The sequence below is a fragment of the Streptacidiphilus sp. MAP5-3 genome (genome assembly GCF_041262505.1).
Classification (GTDB): Bacteria; Actinomycetota; Actinomycetes; order Streptomycetales; family Streptomycetaceae; genus Streptacidiphilus.
The window spans coordinates 392,087-404,596 of sequence record NZ_JBGCCL010000001.1 but is presented as its reverse complement, the minus strand read 5'-3'; the positions used below and the strand labels follow the sequence as shown (position 1 = coordinate 404,596).

14 protein-coding genes are annotated in these 12,510 nt (G+C 72.4%); 3 read left to right on the top strand and 11 right to left on the bottom strand.

Translation table 11 applies throughout. The features are described from left to right. Positions 1 to 15: 15 nt before the first annotated feature. On the bottom strand, positions 16 to 543 hold the full coding sequence (locus ABH928_RS01790) for a hypothetical protein (protein WP_370061128.1): 528 nt from the start codon (positions 541 to 543) through the stop codon (positions 16 to 18). A 132-nt stretch (positions 544 to 675) separates the two neighbouring features. Between ABH928_RS01790 and ABH928_RS01785 the strand changes: the two genes are divergently transcribed. Beyond that, positions 676 to 1,626 carry a DMT family transporter gene (locus ABH928_RS01785; RefSeq protein WP_370061126.1) on the top strand — a complete coding sequence of 317 codons (951 nt, stop codon included), beginning with the start codon at positions 676 to 678 and terminating at the stop codon, positions 1,624 to 1,626. Positions 1,627 to 1,699: 73 nt separating this feature from the next. After that, positions 1,700 to 2,314, top strand: a complete 615-nt coding sequence (locus tag ABH928_RS01780) for a suppressor of fused domain protein (protein WP_370061124.1) — start codon at positions 1,700 to 1,702, stop codon at positions 2,312 to 2,314. Between the two features lie 56 nt (positions 2,315 to 2,370). Here ABH928_RS01780 and ABH928_RS01775 read toward each other — a convergent pair whose 3' ends face one another. The 6 genes from ABH928_RS01775 to ABH928_RS01750 all read right to left on the bottom strand — a co-directional run bounded on the left by ABH928_RS01775 (position 2,371) and on the right by ABH928_RS01750 (position 9,100). Continuing rightward, complete coding sequence (locus ABH928_RS01775; RefSeq protein WP_370061122.1) at positions 2,371 to 2,847, bottom strand: hypothetical protein; 477 nt, start codon at positions 2,845 to 2,847, stop codon at positions 2,371 to 2,373. A gap of 108 nt (positions 2,848 to 2,955) precedes the next feature. Further along, a complete protein-coding gene (locus ABH928_RS01770; RefSeq protein ID WP_370061120.1) occupies positions 2,956 to 3,813 on the bottom strand; it encodes a PHP domain-containing protein in 858 nt (285 codons plus the stop codon). A gap of 96 nt (positions 3,814 to 3,909) precedes the next feature. Beyond that, positions 3,910 to 4,548, bottom strand: coding sequence for a DUF6758 family protein (locus ABH928_RS01765; RefSeq protein ID WP_370061118.1), 639 nt, complete (start codon positions 4,546 to 4,548; stop codon positions 3,910 to 3,912). Between the two features lie 84 nt (positions 4,549 to 4,632). After that, positions 4,633 to 4,821 (bottom strand): hypothetical protein, encoded by a 189-nt coding sequence (locus ABH928_RS01760; protein WP_370061116.1) that lies wholly within the window; start codon positions 4,819 to 4,821, stop codon positions 4,633 to 4,635. A gap of 187 nt (positions 4,822 to 5,008) precedes the next feature. Continuing rightward, on the bottom strand, positions 5,009 to 5,893 hold the full coding sequence (locus ABH928_RS01755; RefSeq protein ID WP_370061114.1) for an alpha/beta fold hydrolase: 885 nt from the start codon (positions 5,891 to 5,893) through the stop codon (positions 5,009 to 5,011). A gap of 246 nt (positions 5,894 to 6,139) precedes the next feature. Beyond that, on the bottom strand, positions 6,140 to 9,100 hold the full coding sequence (locus tag ABH928_RS01750) for a DEAD/DEAH box helicase (RefSeq protein WP_370061112.1): 2,961 nt from the start codon (positions 9,098 to 9,100) through the stop codon (positions 6,140 to 6,142). A 522-nt stretch (positions 9,101 to 9,622) separates the two neighbouring features. On the opposite strand from ABH928_RS01750, the gene ABH928_RS01745 reads away from it, so the two are divergent. Continuing rightward, positions 9,623 to 10,393, top strand: a complete 771-nt coding sequence (locus ABH928_RS01745) for a ferritin-like fold-containing protein (protein ID WP_370061110.1) — start codon at positions 9,623 to 9,625, stop codon at positions 10,391 to 10,393. 175 nt (positions 10,394 to 10,568) lie between these two features. Here ABH928_RS01745 and ABH928_RS01740 read toward each other — a convergent pair whose 3' ends face one another. The 4 genes from ABH928_RS01740 to ABH928_RS01725 all read right to left on the bottom strand — a co-directional run bounded on the left by ABH928_RS01740 (position 10,569) and on the right by ABH928_RS01725 (position 12,391). Beyond that, positions 10,569 to 10,841, bottom strand: a complete 273-nt coding sequence (locus tag ABH928_RS01740; RefSeq protein WP_370061108.1) for a hypothetical protein — start codon at positions 10,839 to 10,841, stop codon at positions 10,569 to 10,571. Positions 10,842 to 11,002: 161 nt separating this feature from the next. Further along, positions 11,003 to 11,230, bottom strand: a complete 228-nt coding sequence (locus ABH928_RS01735) for a DUF3107 domain-containing protein (RefSeq protein WP_370061106.1) — start codon at positions 11,228 to 11,230, stop codon at positions 11,003 to 11,005. 152 nt (positions 11,231 to 11,382) lie between these two features. Then, positions 11,383 to 12,024: a TetR/AcrR family transcriptional regulator gene (locus ABH928_RS01730; RefSeq protein WP_370061104.1), complete on the bottom strand. Its 642-nt coding sequence runs from the start codon at positions 12,022 to 12,024 to the stop codon at positions 11,383 to 11,385. Between the two features lie 154 nt (positions 12,025 to 12,178). Beyond that, entirely contained in the window at positions 12,179 to 12,391 is a 213-nt protein-coding gene (locus ABH928_RS01725) for a hypothetical protein (RefSeq protein WP_370061101.1), read from the bottom strand. Between the last annotated feature and the right edge of the window lie 119 nt (positions 12,392 to 12,510).

Sequence of the window (12,510 nt, the reverse complement as noted above, 5' to 3'; positions counted from 1 at the left end):
GCCCCGGCTGCGGAGCTACTTCCGACGGAAGAGCAGTCGCGGCAGCGCCTTGGGGATCGGCCGCCGCGTCGTCGCGCTCGTCGGCACGGGGGCGGCGGTGTGCGCGGAGTCGGGCATCGCGCCCGGCCGCTCGACGCTGAACCCCTGCGGGACCAGCCGCAGCACACGGCTCTCCGTGGCCCAGCGGTCGGTGACACCGTCGTGGTCGAGGGCGTTCAGGCGCTTGGACTTCAGCTCCTCGACGGCGGCCTCCCACGCGTCGCCGCGCGGGCTCATCGTCTCGACCCGCGCGGTGAAGGCCACCAGGCGACCCCACTTGTCCTTGCTGCGCAGCGTCACGACCACCTCGGCGCCGTCCTGCAGCTGGGGCGGGAGCGGCTGCTCGCCGCCGTCGCCGACCACGACGACGGCGCCGTCCACCCACGCGTGCCACAGCGCGCGGTCGCGGCCGTCGCCCTGGCGCACCCAGAGCAGGCCGGACTTCTTGGCGGCCTCCTCCACCAGGGCGCGGTCCAGCAGCGAGGCACTCGGCTCAGCAGTCATGGACACAGGGTATGGCGTTCCGGCGAGGTCCCAGAGGGTGGACGGTCATGGCTCCGGAACGGGTCATTCCCGTACCATCACTACGCCCCTTACCCTGCTCGGGTCCTCAGGGGCACACCTTGAGGAGAGCACGTGACGAGCACCGCCGAGACCGCGCCCGCGTCGGGGACGGCCTCCGCAACGGTTTCCGCGACGCCGGACCTCGCCGCCGTGCCGAGGATCGACTTCCTGCTGCTCGCCCTCGCGGTCAGCGGCGTCGCCTTCTCCGCGCCGCTGATCAGCGCCATCGCCGCGCCCGCCGTGGCGATCGCGTTCTGGCGCAACTGCATCGCCACCGGCGTCCTCGCCCCGATCGCCCTGCTCCGCCATCGCGCCGAACTCCGGGCGATGACGCGGCGTACGGTGCTGCTCTCGCTCGCGGCGGGCGCGTTCCTCGCGCTGCACTTCGCGCTCTGGCTGCCGAGTCTCCGGCTGACCGACGTCGCGACGTCCACCGCGCTCTGCACCGCCACGCCGCTGTGGACCACGCTCTACCTGCGGCTGCGTGGCCACCGGCCGCCGCGGATCGTCTGGGTCGGGATCAGCCTCGCCTTCGCGGGCGTCGTGCTGCTGACCGGCTTCGACCTGACGCTGAGCTCCCGCGCCGTGCTCGGCGACGTCCTCGCGCTGGGCGCGGGCATGGCGGCCTCCGCCTACTTCCTGCTCGGCAGCGAGGTCCGACGCACCGTCAGCACCACGGCGTACACCTTTGTCTGCTACGCCACCACGGCCGCGCTGCTGCTGGTCGCCTGCCTGCTCTCCGGGCAGTCGCTGACCGGCTACAGCGCCACGGCGTGGTGGCAGATCGTGCTGCTGACCGGGTGCGCGCAGTTCCTCGGGCACTCGCTGAGCAACCGGGTGGTGCGGACCCTCGGCCCGTCCTTCGTCTCGACCGCGATCCTGCTGGAGACCCCTGGCGCCACCCTGATCGCCGCGGTCTGGCTGGGCCAACTGCCGCCCGTCGCGGTCTATCCGGCGGTGGCGATGATCCTGGCGGGCCTGCTCCTGATCGTCCGCGCCGGACGCAGGGCGGGAGCCTCCTGATCCCGACGGGCTGCGGGGCCGACGGGCCGCAGGGCGGACCGGGCGCGCCGGACACGGCATTAGGCTCTGATCCATGTCACTGCCGCACGCCTTCGGAACCGACCAGCCGGACGCCGTCCTCGCCGCCGTCGAAGCCCGCCTGATCAGCACCTTCGGCGAGCCGGACGGCCGCGCCTCGGTCACCTTCCTGGGCACCGAGCGGATCGAGGTGCTGCGCTTCCCGCAGGCCGAGGGCCTCTACCGCTACGCCACGCTCGGCATGTCCACCGCGCCGATGGCCGATCCGACCAGTGCCGTCGCCGACCCCGTCAGCGGTCCGCGCGCGGAGCTGGTGGTCACCGTGCGCGGAGGCCGCGACGAACTGCTCCGCCCGCTGGCCACGTTGGCGGCATCGCCGCAGGTGGAGGGATTGGTGGTAGCCCCCGGCGCGTCGCTCGACCTGGGTGATCCGCTGTGGCCGGGCGCGCCGTTCACCGGCTTCCTGGTGGCCGAGCCCGGCGGCCTGGTCGAGGACCTGGACCTGCCCGAGCCGGCTGACCCGGTCCGCTTCCTGCCGCTGCTCCCGATGACGCCGAACGAGGCCGCGTACAAGCGCGTGCACGGCGCCGCCGAGCTCCAGGAACGCTGGCTCCGGCACGGTACGGACCTCCGGGACCCCGCCCGCACGTCCGTACCGCTCACCGACTGACCGCTCACCGACTGACCGGCGCCGACTGGCCGGCGCCGAGGGGCTTGGGCCTGTCCCTAGTACTGGGCCTGGTTCGGCATCTGCGCCGGCTGGCCCTGACCCGGGATCTGGGCCTGCGGCAGCACCGCCAGCAGCTGGTCCATCTCGGACCGCCAGTAACGGTGGATGTTGAGCCGGGTCGGCTTGCTGCCCGGGTTGAGCTGGACGTACATCGAGCTCCATACCGACGCCCGCTTTATGTTGCTCACCGGGAACGCCTCGCGCGGGAACGCCATGACGACCTCGCCCGGCCGGTTGGTCCACCGGCTGGCCGAGTTGACCACGATCGAGGTGTTGGTCAGCGTCAGGAAGTAGAACTTCCGCGTGAACGCGACGATCAGGCCGAGAAGCGGGATCTCGTCGAAGACGGCGTTGAGCCACGGGCTCGGCCCGGTTTCCACGTGCACACAGGCGATGAAGGTCTCACCGGCCGGAGCCACCTGCGACAGCTTCTCTATGACCTGCTGCTTCTGCTTTGCGCGACGGATTGCCACGAACTGTCCACCCCAGAAAGAACGCGAGCGCGTCTCGTGGCGCTCGCAGAGAAGCCCAGAGGCTAGCAGTCCGCCTGCGGCTCCGGGGAGCCGCCTGCATGCCCGACTTCAGCGGTCCTTGCCCGAGACCGGCGCCGCGCCCGTCGCCTGGGCGACCAGGGCCTCGTAGACGGTCGGATCGGTCGTGTCCGCACCGAGCCTGACGGTCTTTCGGGAGCCGTGGTAGTCCGACGAACCGGTGACCAGCAGCCCCAGCTCCGCCGCCAGCCCGCGCAGATGCATGCGGGTCTCGTCGTCGTGGTCCATGTGGTCGACCTCGAGCCCGGCGAGCCCGGCGGCGGCCAACTTGGCGATGGTCGCGTCCGACACCGTCCGCCCGCGCTTGGACGCACCCGGGTGCGCGAACACCGGCACCCCGCCGGCCGCGCGGACCAGGCGGATCGCCTCGACCGGATCGGTCTCCCGCTTCGGCACGTCGGCCCGGCCGCCGTTCGCCAGCCAGTCGGCGGTGAACGCCTGGTCCACGCTGTCCACCACGCCCGCCTCGACCAGCGCGGAGGCGATGTGCGGCCGTCCGACCGCGCCGTGACCGGCGATCCGGCGCACCTGCTCCCACGTGATGGGTGCGCCGAGCTCCGCGCACCGCTCGATGACCGCCTGCGCGCGCCGCACCCGGTCCGTGCGGACCAGCTCGCGTTCGTGCGCGAACTCGGGCTCCTCCGGGTCGAAGAGGTACGCCAGCATGTGCATCGAGATCCCCTCGACCCGGCAGGACAGCTCCGCCCCGGGCACCAGCGTCAGCGCGGTGCCGCGCACGGCGTCGAACGCCTCCGCGTAACCGCCGGTGGTGTCGTGATCGGTCAGCGCGACCACGTCGAGCCCGGCGAGGACGGCGTTCCGCACCAGCTCGGCGGGGGAGTCGGTCCCGTCGGAGGCGTTGCTGTGTGCGTGCAGATCGATGCGCACGGGCGGGAACTCCTGGCACGAGGGGGACGGTCTTCAACGCCAGGGTACGGGAGCACGTTTGCTACCTGGGAAGCTGCGCCCCCAGGCGCGTTGCACCTACTTCAGGAGCCGGGGCGACAGCGCCCCGCAGGGCAACAGGTCCAGCTCCGCGCCCGCGTCCCGGAGGTCCGTCAGGACCAGCTCGTCGTACATCAGCAGGCCCGACCGCTCCGGCCAGATCACGGCCCAGAGCCAGAGCCCGCGTGCCTCGCCCACGAAGACCGCGCGGTCGTCCGGCGCGTCCGGGACGTGCCAGAGCGGGGTCGGCCGACCGGCCGCGTGCACCTTGGCGTGTGGTGCGCGATGGACGGCGATCGCCTCGCCCGGGTCCGGGCCGGAGAGCCCCGCGTAGCGCGCGCCCAAGCCCACGCCGAGCTCCTCGGCGATCAGCAGCAGCTCGCCCGGCCCGCCGAGCGGGCCCGGGCCTGAGCAGGCGACAGCGGTTGCCCGCGTGCCGGAGACGTCGTTGCCCGCGTGGGCGATCCCGGTGAACAGCCAGCCGACAGGCAGCGGCCAGGGCAGCCAGACGGGAACCTCGGCTCGCGCCACCGCCGCGCCCAGTGCCTCGACGCTGGGAGGCACGATGGGCTGCAAGGGATAGACGGTGCCGTGGGCGTCGCACTGCCAGGTGTCCGTGAACAACCCCGGGGCGCGGACTCGGCCCCCGCACCTAGGGCAACTGGGCTCGCCCCTCATAGACGACCACGGTCCTCCCTCGGACCCGCCTCGTCAAGGACGATCACCCGCCCGAGGGACGGCGCATTGAAGCCCGCGCGGGCCTCACGCGCCGGGCAGCGCCGCCGACGTCGTGGCCGGGGTCTCCAGCGGGCGTACGTGCGGGCGGATGTAGAGGCGTGCGCCGCTGGCGGCGGCGCGGTCGATGATGTCGCGGACCGCGCTCGCCTCGGCGATCACGGAATTCTGGGCGCGGCCGTCGGTCTCGTTCAGGCGGAGGATTTCGAAGTGCACGGGCGTCTCCCTTCCTCTTCGGACAACCAGACTCGGTCCGGCCTGCTTCGTCGCGGTCACCGGGCCGTTAAAGGTCGGTGACGAAGCTCCCCGCACGCCGCGCGAGTCTGTCCGTCCAGAAGGAACGAAGGGAGGGGCGCGCCTATTCCCCTGTTCCCACGTGAAGTGCGGTATCCCTGACGAAACGTCAGCTGACGTTCGACCAGAACGCCGACAGCGACACCGCCGTGCCCTCCGGGCGTTCCGCGTTCGGCGAGTGCCCCGCGCCGGGAACGACGATGTGCTCGGCGGAGAGCCGCAGCGCCATCTGCGCCTGGAGCTCCACCGGCCACGCGTAGTCGCGCTCGCCCGACAGGACGAGTTTGGGCAGTGCGACCTTGGCGAGTCCGTCCACGCGGTCCGGTTCGGCGATCAACTGCCGGGCCATCGCCGTCATCGAGGAAGGGACGTTGGACACCCAACGCCGGTGCAGGAACTCCGCGACCTCCGGAGCGATCAGCTCGGGCGTCGCTCCGGAGGCCTCCTCCATGTCCTTCATCGCACGCCAGATCTCCTCCAGCGACATCGTCGGCAGTGCTGCGAGCAGCAGCTTCGCCCGCTCGGTCTCCGCGTCCTCCAGTGCGGCCGGTCCGGTGCTGAGCAGCGTCAACGATGCCCAGGGAAGGGGGGATCCGGTCGCCCGCAGGACCGCGTCGCGGACGACGTACCCCGCGAAGGAGTGGCCGAGCAGGTGCAGCGGGCGTTCCGGAGCCGCGCTCTTCAGCTCGGCGGTCACCCCCAGCAGGTCCAGGCCGAGCTCCTCCAGCGCGTACGCGTCGACGTCGTCCGGTCCGCCCGTCTCGTACTGGCCGCGCTGGTCGACGGCGAGGACCTCCACGCCCTCCTGGGCGAGCGGTTCGAGCAGCGCGATGAAGTCCTCCTTGCTGCCGGTGAATCCGGGAACCAGCAGCGCGGTCGCAGCAGGGGGACGTCCCTGCGGCACCGCATGGAGCGCGGCGAACGAGCCACGGGCCGTCTCCAGGCGGACGGCGCGGGCGCAGCCGGGCAGGGTCAGGAACGGCGGGGTGCTCATCGGTCGGGTCCTCCTGGCGGTGCGGGTGCGGTTGCTGCCCTCACTCCGAGCCTAACCAGCACGGCTGACGACGACGTGGCGCACGGGGCGCGTCCCGGCAGCGCCAAGGAGCAAGCGGGAGCAAGAAGGAGCAAACAGGATCGGGTGCCGCGCACGCAGAAAAGCGCGGCGGCGCGCCGCAAGCCCTGGGGCCTGCGACGCGCCGCCGCGCCTGATGTGTTCGCCGGGTCGGCTACTGACGCGGTGTCACGCGCGCGCCTTGCGACCCGTGGCCGCCGCCTCGGCGGCCGCGGTGGCAGCGGCGGCCTCGGCGAGGCGGACGCTGCGACGCTTGCGCTTGGGCGGCTCCGCCTCGTCCACCGAGCCCGCTGCGGCCTTGGCCGGCGCGGACGCGCGCTGCGACGGGACGTCCCCGGTGCTCGCAGGCTCGGTGACGACCTGACGGGCCTTCGCGGACGCGTCCGTCACCGCGGAGGTCGCCCGGCGACGCTTGCGCGGCGCGGGTACGGACGTGGTCTCCGGCTCGGGCTCCGGCTCGGCGACGGGCTGCGGCGCGTCCTGCCCAGCGGCCTTGGCCGCCGCGTCCGTCACCGCGGAGGTCGCCCGGCGACGCTTGCGCGGCGCGACGGCCGACGCGGTGGCGACGGGCTGCGCGACCTCGGGCTGCGTGACCTGGGGCTCGGCCGTCGCGACCGGGGCCTCGACGGCCACGGCCACGGTCTCCGCCACCGGAGCGGCAGCGGCCTTCTTGGCCCGGGACCGGCGGCGCGGCGCGGGGGCCTCTTCCGCCTCCGCAGCCTCGACGACGACGGTCTCCGCGACCGGGGCCGCTGCGACCGGGGCGGCAGTGGCCTTGGCAGCGCGGGCACGGCGACGCGGGGCCGGAGCCTCCTCGACCTGCGGGGTCTCGATCTGCTCCGTCTCGGCAACCGGAGCGGTCGCCTGCTTCGCCCGAGCACGGCGCGGCGCGGGAGCCTCGACGGCCTCCCCCGCCACGGGCGCGCTGACCTCGACGGCCTCGGCAACCTCAGTCGCAGAGACCTTCGTGGCGCGGGTGCGGCGGCGCGGGGCCGGAGCCTCCGCCTCGGGCTGCGGCGTCTCGACCGGAGCAGCTTCGACCGGAGCCTCGACCACAGCGGTGTCCGCCACCGGGGCGGCGACCTTCTTGGCCCGGGTGCGGCGGCTCGGCGCGGGGGCGTCCGCTGCCTCCGCAGCCGTCGGCGCCTCGACCACAGCGGCAACGGCCTTCTTCGCACGGGTGCGACGCGGTGCGGGGGCCTCGACGGCCTCCTCCACCACGGGCGCAGCGACCTCGACGGCCTCAGCCACGGCCTCGGCGACCGGCGTGGCGGTGGCCTTGGCAGCGCGGGTGCGGCGACGCGGGGTCGGAGCCTCGGCGGGCTCCTCGGTCGCGACCGGCTGCTCGGCAACCTCCACCTCGGGGGTCGCAGCGGCCTTCTTTGCGCGGGTGCGACGCGGTGCGGGGGCCTCGACGGCCTCCTCCATCACGGGCGCAGCGACCTCGACGGCCTCAGTCACGGCCTCGGCGACCGGAGTGGCGGTGGCCTTCGCTGCGCGGGTGCGGCGACGCGGGGCCGGCGCCTCGGTGGCCTCCGCAGCCACCGTCGGTGCCTCGGCCTGGGCCTCGACCTCGACGGCCTCGACGACCGGTGCCTCGGGCGTCGCGGTGGCCGCGGCCTGGACCGCGTCCGCCGGGCCGTCCGCGCTGTTGCGGGTGCGGCGACGACGACGCTTGGGCGCGCTGTCCACGGCCTCGCCGCCCTCGACGGCGGCTGCGGGCTCGACGGTCGTGGCCTGCGCCTGCGTCTCGACCTCGGCGCCGGAGGTCGCACCACCACGGGTGCGACGACGGCTCCGCTCGCGGCGACCGGCCGGACGGTCCTCGTCCCGGTCCTTCTCGCGATCCCGGTCCTTCTCGCGATCCCGGTCCTTCTCGCGGTCACGGTCACGACCGCGTCCGCCCGCGTCGCGGGCGGGACGGCGACGGCCGCCGCCCGGCTCGCCGAGGTCCTCGATCTCCTCCGCGTCCAGACCGGCGCGGGTGCGCTCGGCGCGCGGCAGGATGCCCTTGGTCCCGGCGGGGATGTGCAACTGCTCGTAGAAGTGCGCGGAGGACGAGTAGGTCTCCTCCGGGTCGTTGAACGACAGCTCGAGCGCCTTGTTGATCAGCTGCCAGCGCGGGATGTCGTCCCAGTCGACCAGCGTGACCGCGGTGCCCGACGCGCCCGCGCGGCCGGTGCGGCCGATGCGGTGCAGGTAGGTCTTCTCGTCCTCGGGGCACTGGTAGTTCACCACGTGGGTGACGCCCTCGACGTCGATGCCACGCGCGGCCACGTCGGTGCAGACCAGCACGTCGACCTTGCCGTTGCGGAACGCGCGCAGCGCCTGCTCGCGCGCGCCCTGGCCCAGGTCACCGTGGACCGCGCCGGCCGCGAAGCCGCGCTTGGTCAGCTGCTCGGCGACGTCGGCGGTGGTGCGCTTGGTCCGGCAGAAGACCATCGCCAGGTTGCGGCCCTCGGCCTGCAGGAGGCGGGCGACCATCTCGACCTTGTCGAGCGAGTGGGCGCGGTAGATGTGCTGCGAGGTGTTTGCGACCGTCGCGCCCTGGTCGTCCGGCGCGGTGGCGCGGATGTGCGTCGGGCGGTTCATGTAGCGGCGGGCCAGGCTGATGACCGCGCCCGGCATGGTCGCCGAGAACAGCATGGTCTGGCGCTGCGTCGGCAGCATGTCGATGATCTTCTCGACGTCGGGCAGGAAGCCCAGGTCGAGCATCTCGTCGGCCTCGTCCAGCACCAGGGTGCGGACGGCCGAGAGGTTCAGCTTGCGCTGACGGGCCAGGTCGAGCAGACGGCCCGGCGTGCCGACGATCACGTCGATGCCGCGCTCCAGCGCCTCGATCTGGGTCTCGTAGCCGCGTCCGCCGTAGATGGACAGCACGCGCACGTTGCGCACCTTGCCGGCGACCAGCAGGTCGTTGGTGACCTGGGTGCAGAGCTCGCGGGTCGGGACGACGACGAGCGCCTGCGGCGCGGTCGGGACCTCGGCGGCGGTGATGCGGCCGGCGTCCACGTCGGCGGCGACGCGGACGGAGTCGATGATGGGAAGCCCGAAGCCCAGGGTCTTGCCGGTGCCGGTCTTGGCCTGGCCGATGACGTCGTGGCCGGTCATGGCCACGGGCAGGGTCATCTCCTGGATCGGGAAGGGAGTGATGATACCGACGGCCTCGAGGGCCTCTGCGGTCTCGGAAAGGATTCCGAGTTCACGGAACGTAGTCAGGGCTGTGCCTCTTCCGGAAGTGGTGCGGCCGATCGCGGGGGCGGCCGGGCACCCGTCCTGGACGGGGGCGCTGACCACTACCGGCTACCTCATGGCTTTTCCACGCGCTGCGGCGTCGCTGCATCCCCTGGGGAGAGCGGACGCGACGGAGCACAGTGGAAGGCGTTGATGGAGGCCCGGCGCGGGACCGCGACTGCGCGGTCTGCGGCGGCCCTCGCTCGGCCACTGCGGGGTCGGTCGGAGCCGATCGTGCGACCGACCGGGCATCCGCGTACGTGAGGCCGGCGCGCATCCAGATGATGCATTACGCCGAACTTCACTACCACCATACCGTCAAGGCGAAGATCGAACATGTGACGCGGACGACATCGGACGTGTTCCTGCCCGCTTCCGTGCATTCCGAGGTCGTCCACGGCCACTAAGGTGCGGCGTATGGAGACGCCTGAAGCCCCCAAGGACCAGTCCACCGACACCTCCACCGGCAGCGCCGGCGCCCAGGCCGAGACGTACCCGTCGATCGGCGACTGGGCGAGTTGCTCGGCCGATCCGGAGTACCGCGCGGCCGTGGTCGACCTGCTCGGTGCGCTGGCCTACGGCGAGCTGAGCGCGTTCGAGCGCCTTGCGGAGGACGCGAAGCTGGCCCCCGGCCTGGAGGACAAGGCCGCGCTGGCGGGTATGGCCGCCGCGGAGTTCGGGCACTACCGCCGCCTGCGCGACCGGCTCGCCGAGATCGGCGAGGACCCGACGGCGGCGATGACGCCGTTCGCCGAGCCGCTGGACTCCTTCCACCGGATGACCGCTCCGGCGGACTGGGCGGAGGGCCTGGTCAAGGCGTACGTCGGCGACTCGATCGCGGCGGACTTCTACCGCGAGGTGGCGGTCCGCCTGGACGACGACACCCGCGAGTTGGTCCTCGGCGTGATGGCCGACACGGGCCATGCGGAGTTCGCGGTGGAGAAGGTCCGCGAGGCGATCGCAGCGGAGCCGCGGATCGGTGGCCGGCTGGCCCTGTGGGGCCGCCGCCTGATGGGCGAGGCGCTCAGCCAGGCCCAGCGGGTCGTCGCGGAGCGGGACGCACTCAGCAACCTGCTGATCGGCGGGGTCGAGGTCCGCGGGTTCGACCTCGTGGAGGTCGGCAAGATGTTCAACCGCATCACCGAGGCCCACACCCGCCGCATGGCTGCGCTGGGCCTGGCGTCGTAGTTCTGCGGCATGGGGCTTTCGCTCCCGCAGGTGGTTGCCCGACCCAGGGGCGCGAGGAACTGCGTGACAAGCCACTCTGAGAGGTAGAGCCCCGAACGTTCGGGGCCATTCGCTCGTCAGTGGTTCCCACGCAGCGCTTCGCGCCCCTGCGTCGTGCAACGTCCCTCGGTGGGGATCAGGCGTGGCGCGGGTGGTGGGTTGAGCGCTTGTCGGGGCGGGCGAGGACGGAGACGAGGAGGCCGGAGCCGATCGCCGCGCAGGCGACCGTCTCGACGGGGTGGCCCGCCCCGAACGCGGTGTGGGCGATCCCGCCCAACAGCAGGGCCGAGCACAGTCCGGTCAGGATTGTCACGATCTTCGGCGCCGGGAAGAGATCCGCGAGCGGTACCGCCGCGCCCACGCCGATCGCCAGGCCGACCAGAGTGAAGGCGATCAACTCGACGACCATCCCGGGCCTCCTCCGCGCTGCCTGTCCGAACCCTGTGCTGCTGCAGAAGCCCTACCCAGAACCCGTCCGCGCCATACCCCCAACCTGCCCGGACACGCAGAACGCCCCGGTTTCCTCCCTGAGGAGGAGACCGGGGCGTCTCACGTCATCCCGACGGCGGGTCAGAGCGTGCCGAAGCCGACCTTCCGCGGCGCCTGCTCGCCGATCTCGACGTACGCCAGGCGCTCGGCCGGGACCAGGACCTTGCGGCCGTGCTCGTCGGACAGCTTCAGCAGCTTCTCGGTGCCACTCAGCGCCGCGGCGACCGCGCTCTCGACCTCGTCGGCAGACTGCGCGCTCTCGAGAACGATCTCCCGAGCCGCGTTCTGCACGCCGATCTTGACCTCCACGGCTTCGTCCCTCCGGCCCCATCAACAGGCGTTCGTCGTTCACACGCGGTCGGCCAACCCGGCCGCGTGCCGTACCGGGCCAACGATACGGCTTGCGCGATCATTCCGAGGGCGCTCGCCCCCAGCTCACGACCTGCGCTGCGGCGCGACCCTCAGTGCGCGCCGTCGCCCCCGTGCATCGGGAAGCCCTTGAGGCCGCGCCAGGAGAGGCTGGAGACCAGGCGGACCGCCTCGTCCTGCGGGATGGTGCTGCCCTGGGCGAGCCAGAAGCGGGCGGTGATCTGGCAGAGGCCGCAGACGCCGACGGCGAGCAGCATGGCCTCCTCCTCGGGGAGGTCGGTGTCCTCCGCGATCACCTTGCTGACCAGCGTCGCGGTGTCGCGCGTGACGCGCTCGACGCGCTCGCGCACGGCCTCCTCGTTCGTCAGGTCGGACTCGAAGACCAACCGGAACGCGCCCGACTCCGAGGCGACATAGGCGAAGTACGCCTCGGTCGTGGCCAGGACTCGGTTCTTGTTGACGGTGGTCGACTCCAGCGCGTCGCGGATCGCGTCGACCAGCGCGTCGCAGTGCTTGTCGAGCAGCGCCAGGTAGAGCTCCAGCTTTCCGGGGAAGTGCTGGTAGAGCACGGGCTTGCTGACGCCGGCGCGCTCCGCGATGTCGTCCATCGCCGCCGCGTGGTACCCCTGGGCGACGAAGACCTCCTGGGCGGCGCCCAGCAGCTGGTTGCGGCGGGCACTGCGCGGCAGGCGAGTGCCGCGGGGGCGCTCAGCCGTGTCCTGGATGGCCGTCACGGTGCTCCTCACTGGGCGATACGTGGCTCCGGGGCGGACCCGGGCCGTGCTGGAACTCTTTGATCGCCATCCTACTTGTGGGTAATCCCCAGCGCCGCAGGTCGCGACCAGAAAGTACGGTCTCCGGCTTGTGAGGATTCCACAAGAGGTGGGGTCACCGGAACTCGTCGGGGTATTCGTCGTCCCCGATCGGTACACCGACCTTCTGCTCGACGGAGTCGGCCTCGGGCGACTCGAGGGCGAGATCGTCTTCCTCGAAGCTCGTGCTCTGCTCTGTCTCGTTCTCTTCCACGGGCGTGAGCCCCTCCGAATCGTCCGATTCGATCACGGCGAGGGAGTCGAGCGCGGCCTCGTTGAGTTCGGACATGCTGCCTCCCCGGCGTGGGTCTCGATGCTGTAACGGCGCTGCCTCCTAGCATCGTCCTCATGAGTGGACTGCGCGAGACGTTCGAGGCCGAGACCGCCGCCGGCAGCGACGGGTTGTAC